This window comes from Streptomyces sp. bgisy130, from assembly GCF_057708345.1.
This window is the reverse complement of the sequence record NZ_JBYISA010000010.1, coordinates 68304-85196: the sequence shown is the minus strand read 5'-3', so window position 1 is coordinate 85196 and position 16893 is coordinate 68304. Positions and strand designations below refer to the sequence as shown.

16 protein-coding genes are annotated in these 16893 nt (G+C 71.9%); 13 read left to right on the top strand and 3 right to left on the bottom strand.

Annotation, left to right across the window (positions count from 1 at the left end; all coding sequences use genetic code 11):
* Positions 1-20: 20 nt before the first annotated feature.
* Both AC3EUV_RS16055 and AC3EUV_RS16050 read right to left on the bottom strand, forming a co-directional pair.
* Positions 21-1028, bottom strand: coding sequence for a carbohydrate kinase family protein (locus AC3EUV_RS16055; protein ID WP_432145381.1), 1008 nt, complete (start codon positions 1026-1028; stop codon positions 21-23).
* Positions 1025-2083 (bottom strand): LacI family DNA-binding transcriptional regulator, encoded by a 1059-nt coding sequence (locus AC3EUV_RS16050; RefSeq protein ID WP_432145380.1) that lies wholly within the window; start codon positions 2081-2083, stop codon positions 1025-1027. Before AC3EUV_RS16050 ends, AC3EUV_RS16055 begins: the two co-directional genes overlap by 4 nt.
* A 223-nt stretch (positions 2084-2306) precedes the next feature.
* On the opposite strand from AC3EUV_RS16050, the gene AC3EUV_RS16045 reads away from it, so the two are divergent.
* Complete coding sequence (locus tag AC3EUV_RS16045; RefSeq protein ID WP_435603192.1) at positions 2307-2720, top strand: Rieske (2Fe-2S) protein; 414 nt, start codon at positions 2307-2309, stop codon at positions 2718-2720.
* Positions 2721-2747: 27 nt separating this feature from the next.
* Here the strand turns inward: AC3EUV_RS16045 and AC3EUV_RS16040 are convergent, their stop codons facing one another.
* Positions 2748-3686, bottom strand: a complete 939-nt coding sequence (locus tag AC3EUV_RS16040; protein WP_432145378.1) for a hypothetical protein — start codon at positions 3684-3686, stop codon at positions 2748-2750.
* Between the two features lie 242 nt (positions 3687-3928).
* On the opposite strand from AC3EUV_RS16040, the gene AC3EUV_RS16035 reads away from it, so the two are divergent.
* The 12 genes from AC3EUV_RS16035 (at position 3929) to AC3EUV_RS15980 (ending at position 16865) form a co-directional block, all read left to right on the top strand.
* On the top strand, positions 3929-4579 hold the full coding sequence (locus AC3EUV_RS16035; RefSeq protein WP_432145377.1) for a papain-like cysteine protease family protein: 651 nt from the start codon (positions 3929-3931) through the stop codon (positions 4577-4579).
* 4 nt (positions 4580-4583) lie between these two features.
* A complete protein-coding gene (locus tag AC3EUV_RS16030) occupies positions 4584-5477 on the top strand; it encodes a hypothetical protein (RefSeq protein WP_432145376.1) in 894 nt (297 codons plus the stop codon).
* Between the two features lie 540 nt (positions 5478-6017).
* Positions 6018-8108, top strand: a complete 2091-nt coding sequence (gene uvrC, locus AC3EUV_RS16025; protein WP_435603191.1) for an excinuclease ABC subunit UvrC — start codon at positions 6018-6020, stop codon at positions 8106-8108.
* The gene (gene rapZ, locus AC3EUV_RS16020) at positions 8105-9049 is read left to right on the top strand and encodes an RNase adapter RapZ (protein WP_432145374.1); all 945 of its coding nucleotides are present in this window, start codon (positions 8105-8107) and stop codon (positions 9047-9049) included. The genes uvrC and rapZ overlap by 4 nt, the downstream gene beginning before the upstream one ends.
* A complete protein-coding gene (locus AC3EUV_RS16015; RefSeq protein WP_432145373.1) occupies positions 9046-10107 on the top strand; it encodes a gluconeogenesis factor YvcK family protein in 1062 nt (353 codons plus the stop codon). The genes rapZ and AC3EUV_RS16015 overlap by 4 nt, the downstream gene beginning before the upstream one ends.
* Complete coding sequence (gene whiA, locus AC3EUV_RS16010) at positions 10098-11087, top strand: DNA-binding protein WhiA (protein WP_018091880.1); 990 nt, start codon at positions 10098-10100, stop codon at positions 11085-11087. The genes AC3EUV_RS16015 and whiA overlap by 10 nt, the downstream gene beginning before the upstream one ends.
* A 313-nt stretch (positions 11088-11400) precedes the next feature.
* Positions 11401-12405: a type I glyceraldehyde-3-phosphate dehydrogenase gene (gap, locus tag AC3EUV_RS16005; protein ID WP_387247940.1), complete on the top strand. Its 1005-nt coding sequence runs from the start codon at positions 11401-11403 to the stop codon at positions 12403-12405.
* A gap of 114 nt (positions 12406-12519) precedes the next feature.
* On the top strand, positions 12520-13722 hold the full coding sequence (locus AC3EUV_RS16000; protein ID WP_432145372.1) for a phosphoglycerate kinase: 1203 nt from the start codon (positions 12520-12522) through the stop codon (positions 13720-13722).
* Positions 13723-13727: 5 nt separating this feature from the next.
* Positions 13728-14504 carry a triose-phosphate isomerase gene (tpiA, locus tag AC3EUV_RS15995; protein ID WP_398833848.1) on the top strand — a complete coding sequence of 259 codons (777 nt, stop codon included), beginning with the start codon at positions 13728-13730 and terminating at the stop codon, positions 14502-14504.
* 141 nt (positions 14505-14645) lie between these two features.
* Positions 14646-14882: a preprotein translocase subunit SecG gene (gene secG, locus AC3EUV_RS15990; protein ID WP_042161713.1), complete on the top strand. Its 237-nt coding sequence runs from the start codon at positions 14646-14648 to the stop codon at positions 14880-14882.
* A gap of 155 nt (positions 14883-15037) precedes the next feature.
* The gene (locus AC3EUV_RS15985) at positions 15038-15373 is read left to right on the top strand and encodes an RNA polymerase-binding protein RbpA (protein ID WP_078518748.1); all 336 of its coding nucleotides are present in this window, start codon (positions 15038-15040) and stop codon (positions 15371-15373) included.
* A gap of 205 nt (positions 15374-15578) precedes the next feature.
* On the top strand, positions 15579-16865 hold the full coding sequence (locus AC3EUV_RS15980) for an MFS transporter (protein WP_435603190.1): 1287 nt from the start codon (positions 15579-15581) through the stop codon (positions 16863-16865).
* Positions 16866-16893 lie beyond the last annotated feature (28 nt).

The window sequence follows — 16893 nt, the reverse complement described above, 5'->3', positions numbered from 1 at the left end:
CCCCACGGCCCCCGCTCCGGCTACGCCGCCACCTCCGCGGCGAACGGCGGTTCCGCGCCCGCCCGCGAGCAGGTGACGGCGGCCGCGCGGGCGGCGAACCGCAGAATGTCCTGCCAGTCCTCGGCGCCGAGCGCGGCGACGGCGGCGGGTGAGAGGGCGTCGTGGGCGTCCAGCCGGTGCAGCAGCGCGGCGTTGACCGTGTCGCCGGCGCCGATGGTGTCGACGACGGTGACCCGCTCGCCGGGCACCGTCAGCTCGCCGCCGCCCGGCGTCAGCACCGTCAGACCGTCCCCGCCATGGGTGAGAACGATCGCCGCGGGCCCTGCCGCCAGCCACTCCTTCGCCACCGTGAGGACCGCGTCCCGGCCCCCGCCCACGGCACCGCCCGGCCCCTCGCCGGACCCCGCCAGCCACAGCGCGTCCTCCTCGGAGAGCTTCAGCAGGGCGACGTCGGGGAGCCAGGAGCGGAAGCGGGCCCGGTAGGCGTCGGGGTCGGGGATCAGACCGGGCCGGATGTTGGGGTCGAGCGCCGTGAAGACCCCGCGGCCGGCCTCCCTGCGCAGCAGGGACTCATAGGCACTCGCGCCCGGTTCCAGGACCAGCGAGCAGGTGCCCAGGGAGAGCGCCCGGACCGCGGCGGGCAGCGCCGGCGGCAGGGCGAAGAGCCGGTCGGCGGTGCCGTCGGCATAGAAGCCGTAGCCGGCCGACCCGTCCGGGCTGATGTCCGCCACGGCGAGGGTGGTCGGCTCACTGCCGCGCTGCACCAGCGAGGTGTCCACACCCCCGGCACGCAGCCCGCTCAGCAGCGCCTCACCGAACGCGTCGGTCGAGATCCGGGAACAGAACGCGGTGGGCGAGCCCAGCCGCCCCAGTGCGACCGCGGTGTTGTACGGGCCGCCGCCGCGCCGCGGCAGCAACGCCGGCAACGGGCCGCCCGGGGCGGGGGAGCCCCCGTCGGGGGAGGGCGGGGGAGCGGTCTGCGGGCTGGGGACGAGGTCGATCAGTGCCTCGCCGGCGACGACGATCACGGGGTGCGGTTCCTTTCCTGGGTGGCCTGGGGTGCGGCCGGGCGGGCGGCCGGTGCGGTTTCGGCGCAGCCGCACGACGTACGGTGCACAAAGGTGCAGGGGAGGCGGAGGGTGCGCGGGGGCCGGTCCGGTTCCGCCAGGCGCTCCAGCAGCAGCCGGACCGCCGCCGCCCCGACGTCCCTGCTGGGCTGGGCGATCGCGGTCAGCCGGGGCGTGAACAGCTCCGCCCACGAGAAGTCGTCGAAGCAGGCCAGGGCGGTGTCGCGGGGCACCTCCCGGCCCAGCTCGCGCAGCGCCCGCAGCGCGCCGATGGTCATCGCGTTGTTGGCGGTGATCAGCGCGGTGGGCGGGTCCGCCGCGGCGAGCAGCTGCCGGGTGGCGGCCTGGGCGCCCGCCGCCTCGGAGTTGCCGCCGGCGAGGAGTGCGGGCACGAACGGCAGACCGCGGGCACCGAGCCCCTCGCGGTAGCCCTCGACCCGCTCGGTCGTGGTGCTCAGCCCGGGGAGGCCGGCCACCAGACCGATCCGGGTGTGCCCCAAGTCGGCCAGATGCTCGACCAGTTGACGCACCGGGCCGGTGTTCTCGGCGCACACCTGGTCGTGCGCGTCGCCGACCAACCGGTCCAGGAAGACCGCCGGCACCGCGCGCCGGCCCAGATACTCCACCATCTCCGCGGGCTCCGCGGACGGCGCGACGATCACACCGTCCACCCGTCGCTCGTGCAGCAGCTGGACGACCGTGCGCTCATGCCGGGGGTCGTCGTGCGGATCGGCGATCAGCAGGCTGTAGCCGGCCGCCAGGGCGCCGGCCTCGACGCCCTGGAGGATCTCGGTGAAGTACGGGTTGCTGATCGCGGAGACCGCGAGGCCGATCGAGCGGGTGCGGGAGGTGACCAGGGAGCGGGCCAGGGTGTTGTGGGTGTAGCCGAGCTCGTCGATGGCGCCGAGCACCGCGGCGCGGGTGGTGGGGCGCACCGGCCGGGTCCCGTTCAGCACATGCGAGACCGTGGCGACCGAGACCCCGGCCCGCCGCGCCACATCCGCCATCGTCGTCATCCGCTCTTCCTCCCGCGTGTGCGGCACCCCGGCGGCGCCCCGGACTTCCCGGACCTCGTCCCGCGAAGCCCCCACACTACGAGCCCCGATCCTAAACGTAAACGCTTGCGTAAGCGTTTACGCCCAAGGGGCGACCCGGTGCCCGGCCCGGACGGAAGCGGAACGATCTGTGCCGGTATCGTCGGGAGCCGCCGCCTCTGACCCCCTGACCTCTGGAGCAGCCATGAGCCAGTCCCCCGACCGCCGAACCGTGCTGCGGGGGGCCGCGCTCGCCGGGGCCGCCGGCTTCGGGCTGGCGGCCTGCTCCCCGGGGGACTCCGGCGCGAACGCCTTGGCGGTGCCCGACGAGCCGGTCGACCTCGGGGCCGCCGCCGAGGTGCCGGTCGGCGGCGCCAAGCTCTACCGCGAGGACCGGCTCGTCGTCTCGCAGCCCGCCAAGGGCACCTACAAGTGCTTCAGCGCCAAGTGCACACACGCCGACTGCATCCTGTCCGACGTCGAGAAGAAGGAGGGCAGCTGCCCCTGCCACGGCAGCCGCTTCGACGTCACCACCGGCAAGGTCCTCCAGGGTCCGGCGTCCGAGCCGCTGCCCGAGGTCCCGGTCAAGGCCAAGGACGGCAAGCTGATCGCGGGCTGACGCGGCGGCCCGCCGGACCCGCGGGGCTCACCCCCAGTCCCAGGCGATGCCCAGTATCCCGGGCCGTACCCCCTGCTCCACGAGGTGCACGGCGCGGTGTCGTCCGCTGAGCGTCAGCTCCTGCTGTCCGCTGCGCGGGGCGCCCGCGGAGGTCTGGGCGAAGCGGCGGCAGCGCACCGGCAGCGCCGCCTCGTCGAAGCGCACCTGGAGGACGTACTGGCCGCCGGAGAAGGTGAAGCCGCGCAGATACTCGGTGCTCGGACCGCCGCTGCCGTCCTCGAAGACGTAGCCGAAGACATGGGTGTCACCGGCCCGCAGCCGGGCGTCGAAGAGCAGCTCGGCGACCACCACCCCGGTCTCGGCGTGCCCGCGGACCCGGCCCAGCCGGCAGTTCTCCGCGGCCCGCACCCGGACCCCGGACGTCGCGCAGCCCGACTCGCCCCGGTGGATGGCGACATAGCGGTCCACGCCGTCCCGGTGTGCCCGGACCACCTGGAGCGATTCGCGGGCCAGGAGCTCACGCCCGGGGCCGATGGCGACCCGCTCGTGATGGCCCACGGTGTGCAGCCCACCGTCCACGGGCGTCTCCAGCTCGGCGAACAGCTGCTGTAGCGCGGCGGCGGGCGCCACCAGGGAGCGGTACGAGCGGGCCAGCGGCCGCTCGGCCTCCGGGCGGGCGCTGCCCTCCGGCACCAGCAGCCGGTGCAGCGAGTGCGCGGGCAGGTCCAGCACCTCCTCCAGGGCGCGCACCGCCCGCAGCGACTCGGGGCGCTGTGGCCGCCGGGCGCCCTGCTGCCAGTAGCTCAGACTGGTCACGCCGATGGTGATGCCACGCTGGGCGAGCTTGTGCTGGACGCGGGTGAGCGCGAGGCCGCGCACGGTGAGCGCGGAGCGGAGCGCGAGATGGAACGGACCGGTCTGGAGCAGCTGTGCCAGCTCGGCCGACTGCGGGGTGTTCTGTGCCATTGCCTTGCTCCTCCGGCGCGCGGGTGAACGTTCACAACCGGATCGCGCGCTGCACACTCTGCCTGTCCGTTCACCGCAGTACGCCGGGCACCGGCCGTTCACATCCGGGCCCGTCCGTCCACACCCCCATGTCCTTCCGCATTGAAGCGTGTTGACCTGCCTGCGACAACACCTGATGCTCCTCAGCAGCATCCGGATGCGCTCCTCTCACCCCCTCACCCCCCATGTTCGGGAGGAACGCCATGACCCGTGCACCCCACGCACGCCGTTCCCGTCGCAGATGGCTGTCGGCCGCAGCGCTCACGACCGCCGCACTGACCCTGCTCACGGGCACCACCGCCGCCTCGGCCGCGCCCCTCACGCCCCCGGCGCACACCCCCACCGCCGCGGAGCCGGCCGCCGCACCGCGCTTCGCCGCCAACCGCCTCGACATCGCCATGCAGGCCCAGGAGAACACCAACTGGTGCTGGGCCGCCTCCGGCAACACCATCGCGACCTGGTTCGGCAAGAACTACAGCCAGAACCAGTTCTGCAACGCCGCCTTCAACCGCCAGCAGGGCAGCAGCTGCCCCAACGACCAGGCCACCCTCGGCAATGTGCAGACCGCCCTCAACTGGATGGGCATCAACTCCGGCTCCTATGTGTCCGGTTGGCTCCGCCCCGGCACCGTACAGAGCGAGATCGACGCCAAGCGGCCGGTCGAGACCCGCATCCAGTGGTCCTCCGGCGGCGGCCATATGCACGTGGTCTATGGCTATGACACAGATCGAAACTGGATTTACTGGGGTGATCCCTGGGCGACCAACTCCCGCTACAACTGGGGCGATTTCGACTACTACGTGAACGGAAGCTCCTTCTCCTGGACGCACTCCCTCTACCGGATAGGAGCCTGAGGCCATGACGAAGCGCACCGCCGTCCGTACCACCCTCCGCGCCGTCGCCACAGGAGCGTTCGCGACCACCCTCATCGGCCTCGCCCCGCAGGCCGCCGTGGCCGCGCCCGTCCCCACGCCCCAGGCCCCGGCCCGCGCGAGCGTCACCGCCGCCCACGAAGCGGCCGCCGCCCCCGCGACTCTGGACACCCTCGCGCGTTTCTTCGCCGCCGACCGCAAGCGCGGTGGCGCACCGGCCCTGGCCCCCGCGGCACAGGGCGCCCCGCGCATCGAGGGCGGCACGGTCCCCGTCTACCTCCTGTCACCGGACTTCGTCCGCGGCCGGACCGCGGCCCCCGTCGCCCGCCTGGAGTTCCTCGCCAGCAAGGCCGTCGCCGCCGACGGCCGCACGGCCTCCGTATGGACCGTGCGGCAGGGCGCCGCCTGGAAGGTCGTCAACATCGCCGACGGCGACGACGAGACCCGCTACACCGCGGCCGGGGCAGCGCGGTCCAAGGGCGGCACGGTCTTCCACGAGCCGCAGATCGACGCCTGGTACGTACAGCGCGGCGACCGGATCGAGCCACTGGACGCCGACGCCCGCAAGGCCGTCGGGGCGCACGGCACCACCGTCGCCGCCTACCGGAAGCGGGTGGCGAAGGCCTACGGGGACAAGCTGCCGGGCTCCGCGTACGACCGGCGCGGCGAGGCCGGCGGCTACGGGCCGGAGGCCGCGGCCGGCGCCAAGGAGCCCCAGGACCAGGCCCAGGCGGCGCCGGCCCAGCAGCCCGTCACGGCGGGCGCGTTCACGGATGACAGCCTGCCGGTGACCGCGGCCACGACCGTGGCGGGCGCCGCCGCCCTGCTGGCCCTGGGGCTGTCCGCCGCGGCGGCCCTGCGCCGGCGCCGCAGCGGCTGAGGGACGCGCTTGCGTCGCAGTGGTTGAGCGGGCCCGCGCCTGCGTTCGCAGCGGTTGAGCGGGGCCGCGTGGCGCGCCCAGCCCGGCGCGTCGGCCCCGGCTTGTCCGGCAGCCGGCCCGCGCCCGCGCCGCGTTCGCGTGGCGGCTGACGGGGCGTGTCTGCCCGCCGCATGCCGTCCGTACGGCGGGCAGACGCTTCCCCCGCCCCCTCCCCCTCCTCCCCCTTCGGGGGGAGGGGGCGGGGGTGGGTTCGGGGGTGGGGGGAGCCGCCACGCGAACGCGCCGCGGGAACCCGCCACGCGGACGCGCCATGGGAACCCGCCACGCGCACGCGCTACGGGAACCCGCCACGCCCACCTGCCACGGACCCCGCCACGCGCTCCCGCCGCCCTCCTACCGGCCCCCAGCCACCCCGGCCACGCCCACCCCGTCACCTCACCCCCCAACCACCCAGGCCACCCCCACCCAGCCACTCCCCCCACCCAGGAACGCACCCGGTCCCGGCCGTGATTGTCGGTGGCGGTCAGTAGGGTGGTGGGCATGGCAGACCCCAGCAGCTATCGACCCAAGCCGGGACAGATCCCCGACTCGCCGGGGGTCTATAAGTTCCGCGACGAGCACGGCCGGGTCATCTACGTCGGCAAGGCGAAGAGCCTGCGCCAGCGGCTGGCCAACTACTTCCAGGACCTGGCCGGCCTCCATCCGCGTACCCGCACGATGGTCACCACCGCCGCCTCCGTGGAGTGGACCGTCGTCACCACCGAGGTCGAGGCGCTCCAGCTCGAATACACCTGGATCAAGGAGTTCGACCCCCGCTTCAACGTCAAGTACCGCGACGACAAGAGCTATCCGTATCTCGCGGTGACCCTCAACGAGGAGTTCCCGCGCGTCCAGGTCATGCGCGGCGCCAAGAAGAAGGGCGTGCGCTACTTCGGTCCGTACGGGCACGCCTGGGCCATCCGCGAGACCGTCGACCTGCTGCTCCGCGTTTTCCCCGTACGGACCTGCTCCGCCGGTGTCTTCAAGCGCTCCGCCCAGATCGGCCGCCCCTGTCTGCTCGGCTACATCGGCAAGTGCGCGGCCCCCTGCGTCGGCCGGATCTCCGCCGAGGAACACCATGAACTCGCCGAGGAGTTCTGCGACTTCATGGCCGGCCGCACCGGTGCCTACATCCGCCGCCTGGAGCGCGGGATGCAGGAAGCGGCCGAGGAGATGGAGTACGAGCGCGCCGCCCGGCTGCGTGACGACATAGGGGCGCTCAAGCGGGCGATGGAGAAGAGCGCCGTGGTGCTCGCCGACGCCACCGACGCCGATCTGATCGCCGTCGCCGAGGACGAGCTGGAGGCCGCCGTCCAGATCTTCCACGTCCGTGGCGGCCGGGTGCGCGGCCAGCGCGGCTGGGTCACCGACAAGGTCGAGGCGGTCACCACCGGCGATCTGGTCGAGCACGCCCTCCAGCAGCTGTACGGCGAGGAGCGGGGCGACGCCGTCCCCAAGGAGGTCCTGGTCCCGGCGCTGCCCGAGCCCGTCGACCCGGTCGCCCAGTGGCTGACCGGGCGCCGCGGCTCCCAGGTCTCGCTGCGCATCCCGCAGCGCGGCGACAAGAAGGACCTGATGGCCACGGTCGCCCGCAACGCCCAGCAGGCCCTGGCGCTGCACAAGACCAAGCGCGCCTCCGACCTGACCACCCGCTCCCGTGCCCTGGAGGAGATCGCCGAGGCCCTCGGCCTGGATTCGGTGCCGCTGCGTATCGAGTGCTTCGACATCTCCCACCTCCAGGGCGATGACGTCGTCGCCTCGATGGTGGTGTTCGAGGACGGTCTCGCCCGGAAGAGCGAATACCGCCGCTTCCAGATCAAGACCTTCCAGGGCCAGGACGATGTCCGGTCCATGCACGAGGTCATCGGCCGCCGCTTCAAGCGCTATCTCCAGGAGAAGCAGAAGGCCGGCGAGTGGACGGAGGAGCCGGCCGACGACGTCCGCGTCGACGACAACGGCGCCACCGCCTCGACCGTCGCCGCCGGCCCGGACGATCCGGAGCCGGACCCCATGGCCGGCCGCCCGACCGACGAGGACGGCCGCCCCAAGCGTTTCGCCTACCCGCCGCAGCTGGTGGTCGTCGACGGCGGCGCCCCTCAGGTCGCGGCCGCCCGCCGGGCCCTGGACGAGCTCGGCATCGACGATGTCGCGGTCTGCGGACTGGCCAAGCGCCTCGAAGAGGTCTGGCTGCCGGAGGACGACGACCCGGTGGTGCTGCCGCGCAGCAGCGAGGGTCTCTACCTCCTCCAGCGCGTCCGGGACGAGGCACACCGCTTCGCCATCGCCTACCAGCGCAGCAAGCGCACCAAGCGGCTGAAGTCCTCGCCGCTGGACGCCGTCGCCGGACTCGGCGACACCCGCCGCCAGGCGCTGCTCAAGCATTTCGGCTCGCTGAAGAAGCTGCGGGCCGCGACGATCGACGAGATCTGCGAGGTTCCGGGCGTCGGCCGCAAGACGGCGGAGACGGTCGCCGCGGCGCTGGCCGGGGCGGCACCGTCCGCCCCCGCGGTGAACACCGCCACAGGAGAGATCATTGAGGATGACGGGGCCCCACCGGCCGCGTTGTCAGCAGAACGGGGGCAGGACCGATGAGTACACCGCAGGAACCGCAGGAAACCGAGAGAGACGGTGCACAGGTGAGTACGGGCACGACCGACCAGGGCGAGAGCGCCGCGATCCCCGAGTTGGTGATCATCTCCGGGATGTCCGGCGCCGGCCGCAGTACGGCCGCGAAGTGCTTGGAGGACCTCGGCTGGTTCGTCGTCGACAACATCCCGCCCGAGCTGATCGCACCGATGGTCGAGCTGGGCGCCCGCTCGCAGGGCAATGTCGCCCGGATTGCGGTCGTCGTCGACGTCCGCGGCCGCCGCTTCTTCGCCAACCTCAAGGAATCGCTGGCCACCCTCGACGCGCAGAACGTCAAGCGCCGCATCGTCTTCCTGGAGTCCTCCGACGAGGCCCTGGTGCGCCGCTTCGAGTCGGTGCGCCGCCCGCACCCCCTCCAGGGCGACGGCCGGATCGTCGACGGCATCGCCGCCGAGCGCGATCTGCTGCGCGAGCTGCGCGGCGACGCCGACCTGGTCATCGACACCTCCAGCCTCAACGTCCACGAACTGCGCGCCAAGATGGACGCCCAGTTCGCCGGCGAGGAGGTCCCCGAGCTGCGCGCCACGGTCATGTCCTTCGGCTTCAAGTACGGCCTCCCGGTCGACGCCGACATGGTCATCGACTGCCGCTTCATCCCCAACCCGCACTGGGTCCCCGAGCTGCGCCCCTTCACCGGTCTCAACGACGAGGTCTCCCACTACGTCTTCAGCCAGCCCGGCTCCAAGGAGTTCCTGGACGGCTACGCCGAGCTGCTGCGGATCGTCGCCGAGGGCTACCGCCGGGAGGGCAAGCGCTATGTGACCATCGCCGTGGGCTGCACGGGCGGCAAGCACCGCAGCGTCGCGATGTCCGAGAAGCTCGCCCACCGCCTGGTGTCCGAAGGAGTGGAAACCGTCGTCGTCCACCGGGACATGGGGCGCGAGTGACCGGGCGTACACCACGGCTTCGCCGGGTCCGCAGATTCGTTCCCAGCGTCCGTACGACGAAGGGCGCCACCCCCAAGGTGGTGGCGCTGGGCGGCGGCATGGGCCTGTCCGCCTCGCTGACCGCGCTGCGCCGGATCACCGGTGATCTGACGGCCGTCGTCACGGTCGCCGACGACGGCGGCTCCAGCGGCCGGCTCCGCGACGAGCTCGGCGTGCTGCCGCCCGGCGATCTGCGCAAGGCGCTGGCCGCGCTGTGCGGCGACGACGACTGGGGCCAGACCTGGTCCCGGGTGATCCAGCACCGCTTCCAGAGCGAGGGCGAGCTGCACGACCACGCGGTGGGCAATCTGCTGATCGTCGCCCTGTGGGAGCAGCTCGGCGACCATGTCCAGGCGCTCGATCTGGTCGGCAAGCTGCTCGGCGCGCACGGCCGGGTGCTTCCCATGTCGGCGGTGCCCCTGGAGCTCCAGGCCCAGGTCAGGGGTCATGACCAGGACCGTCCGGACGCGATCACGACGGTCCGCGGCCAGGCCACCGTCGCGCTCACCCGCGGCGAGGTGCAGTCCGTCCATGTGGTCCCCGTGGACCCGCCGGCCGTCCCCGAGGCGGTCGCCGCGGTGCGGGACGCCGACTGGGTGGTGCTCGGCCCCGGCTCCTGGTTCTCCTCTGTGATCCCGCATCTGCTGGTGCCGGAGCTGCGGGAGGCGCTGGAGGAGACCAAGGCCCGAAAGGTCCTTTCGCTCAACCTTGCGCCCCAACCGGGCGAAACCGATGGCTTCTCCCCGCAGCGTCATTTGGAGGTTTTGGCCCGACACGCCCCTAAACTCGCCTTCGACGTGGTGCTGGCCGACAAGGCCGCCGTGCCCGACACCGAAGGTCTGACGGTTGCCGCGAAGCAGCTGGTCGGCAGCGAGGTCGAGCTGGCGGCGGTCGCCGCACAAGGAGACGACGCCCGGTCGAGCGCCGGGGGAGCCCCCGACCGGCACGACCCGGAGCTGCTGGCAGCCGCGTACGACCGTATTTTTCGGATGCATGGAAGGATCGGCCCATGGCGATGACGGCAGCGGTGAAGGATGAAATCTCCCGGCTCCCCGTCACCCGGACCTGCTGCCGGAAGTCGGAGGTCTCGTCGATCCTGCGGTTCGCGGGCGGTCTGCACCTGGTCAGCGGGCGCATCGTGATCGAGGCGGAGCTGGACACCGGCATCGCCGCCCGGCGGCTGCGCAAGGACATCCTGGAGATCTTCGGGCACAGCTCCGACCTGGTGGTGATGGCCCCCGGCGGCCTGCGGCGCGGCAGCCGCTATGTCGTACGGGTGGTGGCCGGCGGCGATCAGCTGGCGCGCCAGACCGGCCTGGTGGACGGCCGCGGCCGCCCCATCCGCGGGCTGCCCCCGCAGGTGGTCTCCGGCGCGACCTGTGACGCCGAAGCGGCCTGGCGCGGCGCCTTCCTGGCCCATGGCTCGCTGACCGAGCCGGGCCGCTCCTCGTCGCTGGAGGTCACCTGCCCCGGGCCCGAGGCGGCGCTCGCCCTGGTCGGTGCCGCCCGCCGGCTCGGCATCGGCGCCAAGGCCCGTGAGGTGCGCGGGGTGGACCGCGTCGTGGTCCGGGACGGTGACGCGATCGGTGCCCTGTTGACGCGGCTCGGCGCGCATGAGTCGGTGCTCGCGTGGGAGGAGCGGCGGATGCGCCGCGAGGTCCGCGCCACCGCCAACCGCCTGGCCAACTTCGACGACGCCAACCTCCGCCGCTCGGCGCGCGCCGCGGTCGCCGCGGGCGCCCGGGTCCAGCGGGCCCTGGAGATCCTCGGCGAGGAGGTCCCCGAGCATCTCGCGGCGGCCGGCCGGCTGCGCATGGAGCACAAGCAGGCCTCGCTGGAGGAGCTGGGCGCCCTCGCCGATCCGCCGCTGACCAAGGACGCGGTCGCCGGCCGGATCCGCCGGCTGCTGGCGATGGCCGACAAGCGGGCCCAGGACCTGGGCATCCCCGGCACCGAGTCCAACCTCACCGAGGAACTCGCCGAGGGCATGGTCGGCTGACGACCGGTGCCTCGCACCCCGCCGGGCATCCCCGCGCGCCCCTGGCGTCACTCCCGAAACGGTGCCGTCGGGGGAGGCGCGGGAGGGCGCGCACGAGGGCAGTTCAAACCGCTCGTTTGAGGGTCCGGGAGCGCTTCTGGGCTCGCTCGTTTGAGGGGTCAGAAGCCCTTCTGTGGCTGCTCGTTTGAGGGTACGAAGGCCCGTTTGTCAATGTCACGTACGTCTCTTATTGGGGGTAGGGTCGGAGGCGGTCGGGGACAGCCCATACAGCTCGCCGGTGCCCCATCGGCGTACCTAACGAGGAGATCGGTTCGTGACGATCCGCGTAGGCATCAACGGATTCGGCCGCATTGGTCGCAACTACTTCCGCGCGCTCCTGGAGCAGGGTGCGGACATCGAGATCGTCGGTGTCAACGACCTGACCGACAACGCCACCCTGGTTCACCTGCTGAAGTACGACACCATTCTGGGTCGCCTCAAGCAGGACGTCAGCCACACCGACGACACCATCACGGTCGGCAACCAGACCTTCAAGACGATGGCCGAGCGCGACCCGGCGAACCTCCCCTGGGGCGAGCTCGGCGCGGACATCGTCATCGAGTCGACCGGCATCTTCACCAAGAAGGCCGACGCCGAGAAGCACATCGCGGCCGGTGCCAAGAAGGTCCTGATCTCCGCGCCCGCCAAGGACGAGGACATCACGATCGTGATGGGCGTCAACAACGACAAGTACGACGCCGCCCAGCACCACGTCATCTCCAACGCCTCCTGCACCACCAACTGTGTGGCGCCGATGGCGAAGGTTCTCGACGAGAACTTCGGCATCGTCAAGGGCCTGATGACGACGGTCCACGCGTACACCAACGACCAGCGCATCCTGGACTTCCCGCACAGCGACCTGCGCCGCGCCCGTGCCGCCGCGGAGAACATCATCCCGACCTCGACCGGTGCCGCCAAGGCCACCGCCCTGGTCCTCCCGCAGCTCAAGGGCAAGCTGGACGGCATCGCGATGCGCGTCCCGGTCCCCACCGGCTCGGTCACCGACCTGGTCCTGGAGCTCGACCGCGAGGTCAGCAAGGACGAGATCAACGCCGCCTTCCAGAAGGCCGCCGAGGGCCAGCTCAAGGGCATCCTGGAGTACACCGAGGACCCGATCGTCTCCTCGGACATCGTGAACTTCCCGGCCTCGTGTACCTTCGACTCCTCGCTGACCATGTCCCAGGGCAAGCAGGTCAAGGTCGTCGGCTGGTACGACAACGAGTGGGGCTACTCCAACCGCCTGGTGGACCTCACCACGTTCGTCGGCGGCCAGCTCTGATCACTGGTTGACGCCCGAGGCACCGAGATGTGAGGACGGGGCTCGTATGACGCGATGAAGCGTCGTACGGGCCCCGTCCCATGGCCGAGCTACGCAAACACGGAGTCACTTCTCATGAAGACGATCGACGACCTCCAGGTCGCCGGACAGCGCGTCTTTGTCCGCGCCGACCTGAACGTGCCGCTGGACGGCACCACCATCACCGACGACGGCCGGATCCGTGCCGTCGCCCCGACGATCGCCAAGCTCGTCGAGCGCGGCGCCAAGGTGATCGTCGCCTCGCACCTGGGCCGTCCCAAGGGCGCCCCGGACCCGGCCTTCTCGCTGGCCCCGGCCGCCGCGCGGCTGGGCGACATCCTCGGGCAGGACGTGGCGTTCGCGACCGACACGGTCGGCGAGTCCGCCCGGTCCGTCGTCGCGGGCCTGGCCGACGGCCAGGTGGCCGTGCTGGAGAACCTCCGCTTCAACGCGGGCGAGACCAGCAAGGACGATGCCGAGCGCGGCGCCTTCGCCGACCAGCTCGCCGCCCTCGCCGACCTGTATGTGGGCGACGGCTTCGGCGCCGTGCACCGCAAGCACGCCTCCGTGTACGACCTGCCCAAGCGCCTTCCGCACGCCGCCGGCGACCTGATCGCCACCGAGGTCGGCGTCCTGAGGAAGCTCACCGAGGACGTCAAGCGCCCCTACGTCGTCGCGCTGGGCGGTGCCAAGGTCTCCGACAAGCTGGCCGTCATCGACCAGCTGATCGAGAAGGCCGACCGCATCCTGGTCGGCGGCGGGATGGCCTACACCTTCCTCAAGGCCAAGGGCCACGAGGTCGGCATCTCGCTGCTCCAGGAGGACCAGGTGCCGGCCTGCCTGGAGTACCTGGCGCGCGCCGAGAAGCGCGGTGTGGAGTTCGTGCTCCCCGTCGATGTGCTGATCTCCGCCGAATTCCCGGACCTGAAGACCAAGGCCCCGGCGCACCCCGGGACCGTCGCCGCGGACGCCATCCCGGCCGACCAGGAGGGCCTGGACATCGGCCCGAAGACCCGTGAGCTGTACGCTGCGAAGCTCGCCGACGCGGGCACGGTCTTCTGGAACGGCCCGATGGGTGTCTTCGAGCACCCCGACTACGCCGGCGGCACCAAGGCCGTCGCCCAGGCGCTGCTGGACTCGCCCGCCTTCACGGTCGTGGGGGGCGGTGACTCGGCAGCCGCCGTGCGTCTGCTGGGATTCGACGAGACCGCTTTCGGCCACATCTCGACCGGCGGTGGCGCCAGCCTCGAATACCTCGAAGGCAAGACGCTCCCCGGCCTCGCCGCTCTGGAGGACTGAACAACGTGACTGACCGTACCCCGCTGATGGCGGGCAACTGGAAGATGAACCTCAACCACCTCGAGGCCATCGCCCACGTCCAGAAGCTCGCCTTCGCCCTCGCCGACAAGGACTTCGACGCCGTCGAGGTCGCGGTCCTGCCGCCGTTCACCGACCTGCGGTCGGTGCAGACGCTGGTCGACGGCGACAAGCTCAAGATCAAGTACGGCGCCCAGGATCTCTCCGCGCACGACTCCGGCGCCTACACCGGTGAGATCTCCGGCCCGATGCTCGCCAAGCTCAAGTGCGCGTACGTGGCCATCGGTCACAGCGAGCGCCGCCAGTACCACGGCGAGAACGAAGAGATCTGCAACGCCAAGGTCAAGGCCGCCTTCCGCAACGGCATCACCCCGATCCTGTGCGTCGGCGAGGGCCTGGACGTCCGCAAGGCCGGCAACCAGGTCGCGCACACCCTCGCCCAGGTCGACGGCGGTCTGGCGGACATCCCGGCCGAGCAGGCCGAGACCATCGTGATCGCCTACGAGCCCGTGTGGGCCATCGGCACCGGTGAGGTCGCCACCCCCGAGGACGCGCAGGAGGTCTGCGGTGCGATCCGCGGCCGTCTCGCCGAGCTCTACAGCCAGGAGCTGGCCGACAAGGTCCGCATCCAGTACGGCGGCTCGGTCAAGTCCGGCAATGTCGCGGCGATCATGGCGCAGCCCGACGTCGACGGCGCGCTGATCGGCGGCGCGGCGCTGGACGCGGACGAGTTCGTGAAGATCGTCCGTTTCCGCGACCAGTAGCAGCTATGACGAGGGGGAACCCTCGTCGTACCCTGTCGGGGCCGGGACCGGTGCAGCGGCACCGCCCCCGGCCCCGCACCATTTGTTCCGTATATCGTGATCCATAAGTCCGTCCGTCAGTCCTAGAGAGTTGGTCCAGCCGTGGTCATCGGGTTCTCGATCGCCCTCATCGTCTTCAGCCTGCTGCTGATGATGCTGGTGCTCATGCACAAGGGAAAGGGCGGCGGCCTGTCCGACATGTTCGGTGGCGGCATGCAGTCCTCGGTGGGTGGCTCCTCGGTCGCCGAGCGTAACCTCGACCGCATCACCATCGTGATCGGTCTGCTGTGGTTCGCCTGCATCGTCGTGCTCGGCATCCTGATGAAGCTCAGCAACTGACACAGTGTCGGAGGTGCGGCCTATCATGAGGGAGGCGTCCTCGGACGGGTAACTCCAGCCACTGGACGCGCGTTGGGCCTTACGTAGACTGGGGCGTTCCGCAGCGCAGCTGCTGCGAGAGGCTGTGCAGCACCATTACGCAGGGAGTTACGACCGTGGCAAGTGGCAACGCGATCCGAGGAAGTCGGGTCGGGGCGGGGCCGATGGGGGAGGCCGAGCGCGGCGAGTCCGCGCCGCGCACCCGCATCTCCTTCTGGTGCTCCAACGGGCACGAGACGCAGCCCAGCTTCGCCGGCGATGCGCAGGTTCCGGACACCTGGGACTGCCCGCGCTGTGGTTTCCCGGCAGGCAAGGACCGGGAGAGCCCGCCGGACCCGCCGCGCACCGAGCCGTACAAAACCCACCTCGCCTATGTCCGTGAGCGTCGCAGCGACGCCGACGGTGAGGCGATCCTCGCGGAGGCACTCGCCAAGCTCCGCGGCGAGATCTGACGGACCAGCACCTGACACGGCCGGCCCGGCCGGAAGGACACACACCCCTTCCGGCCGGGCCGGCCGCGTCCGTGCGCCCTCCCGCGAGCCGTCCGCGCGCTCCGCGGCCGCATCTGAGGTAGCGGATGGGGAAGTCGCCCGAGGGCCACTGTCAGTGGCTGCCCCTACCGTTTTCCGTACGCGCACGATGCGGACGGGGGGCGGCATGGCGGACAGCGGGACGGGCACCGGAGCGGGGCACACGACAGCGGCGGGCGGGCTCGCCCCGCGTGGCGGCTTCGGCCGGCTGTGGGGCGCCGCCGCCGTCTCCCGCCTTGGCGATGCCCTGCGCGGCACGGCGCTGCCGCTGCTCGCTTACACCCTGACCGATTCGCCGCTGCTGATCTCGCTCGTCACGGCCTGCGGCTTCGTGCCCTGGCTGCTCTTCGGGCTGCTGGGCGGCGCGGTCGCCGACCAGGGGGACCAGCGGCGGGCGATGTGGGCGGTCGATGTGCTGCGCGGGCTGCTGATGGCCGGCTTCGCCGTGGCCGTGGCGCTCGACCGGGCGGGTATCGGGCTGCTGCTCGCGCTGTCCTTCGCGCTCACCACCCTCCAGACCCTGTTCGACAACGCCGCCACGGCCCTGCTGCCCGCGGTGGTGCCCAAGGAGCGACTGGCCGCCGCCAACGCCCGGCTGATGACTGGTCAGGAGCTGGCCGGCCGGTTCGTCGGCGGACCGCTGGCCCCGGTGCTGATCGCGCTCGGTGCCGCACTCCCGTTTCTGGCCGACGCGGCCACCTACCTCGTCGCGGCCGCCCTCGTCGCCTCCCTGCGCACCGGCCCTCCGGCCCAGCGGCCGGCCACCGCCGGTCGCACCGTCCGGCGCGAAATCGCCGAGGGGATACGGCAGTTGTGGCGCGACCGGGTGCTGCGCGCGTTCTGTGTGTCGGTGGCGCTGGGCAATGTCGGCATCGGCGCGCTGATCGCGACCCTGGTGGTGGTCGTCAAGGGCTGGCTGGGCGCCGGGGACTTCGGCTATGTCGTCGTGACCACCGGCTACGGCATCGGGATGGTCCTGGGCGGGCTCCTCGCGGTCCGGACGGTCGCCGTGGCCGGCGGCGCGGGCCGCACCCTGCTGCTCGCCGGAGTGCTCCAGGCCGTGACCCTGGTGGGCCTCGGGGCGCTGAGCTCGGTCTGGCTCGCAGCGCTGCTCCTGGGCCTGTTCGGCTTCGCCGGGATGGTGTGGAACGTCCTGGAGACCACGGCCGTGCAGCAGCGCAGTCCGGCCGGGATGCTCGGCCGGATCAGCTCCGCCTTCCGTACGGTCTCCGTCGCCGGGACACCGCTCGGCGCGGTGTGCGGCGGCGCGGCCGCCACGGCCTTCGGGCCCAATGCCCCCGCGCTGCTGGCCGCCGCTCTGCTGGCCCTGGGCACCGTCGCGCTGACACCGGTTCTTCAGACGGCCGACGGCGCCCCGTCCGACAGCGGACAGATACCTCCTACCAGGCGCTGATCAATTAGGTTGGGAGATGGCGGGGCCG

Coding starts and splice junctions, on each gene's coding strand:
- AC3EUV_RS16050 (WP_432145380.1), bottom strand. CDS start 2,083: ATGACGACGATGGCGGATGTGGCGCGGCGGGCCGGGGTCTCGGTCGCC.
- AC3EUV_RS16045 (WP_435603192.1), top strand. CDS start 2,307: ATGAGCCAGTCCCCCGACCGCCGAACCGTGCTGCGGGGGGCCGCGCTC.
- AC3EUV_RS16040 (WP_432145378.1), bottom strand. CDS start 3,686: ATGGCACAGAACACCCCGCAGTCGGCCGAGCTGGCACAGCTGCTCCAG.
- AC3EUV_RS16035 (WP_432145377.1), top strand. CDS start 3,929: ATGACCCGTGCACCCCACGCACGCCGTTCCCGTCGCAGATGGCTGTCG.
- AC3EUV_RS16030 (WP_432145376.1), top strand. CDS start 4,584: ATGACGAAGCGCACCGCCGTCCGTACCACCCTCCGCGCCGTCGCCACA.
- uvrC (WP_435603191.1), top strand. CDS start 6,018: ATGGCAGACCCCAGCAGCTATCGACCCAAGCCGGGACAGATCCCCGAC.
- rapZ (WP_432145374.1), top strand. CDS start 8,105: ATGAGTACACCGCAGGAACCGCAGGAAACCGAGAGAGACGGTGCACAG.
- whiA (WP_018091880.1), top strand. CDS start 10,098: ATGGCGATGACGGCAGCGGTGAAGGATGAAATCTCCCGGCTCCCCGTC.
- AC3EUV_RS16000 (WP_432145372.1), top strand. CDS start 12,520: ATGAAGACGATCGACGACCTCCAGGTCGCCGGACAGCGCGTCTTTGTC.
- AC3EUV_RS15980 (WP_435603190.1), top strand. CDS start 15,579: ATGGCGGACAGCGGGACGGGCACCGGAGCGGGGCACACGACAGCGGCG.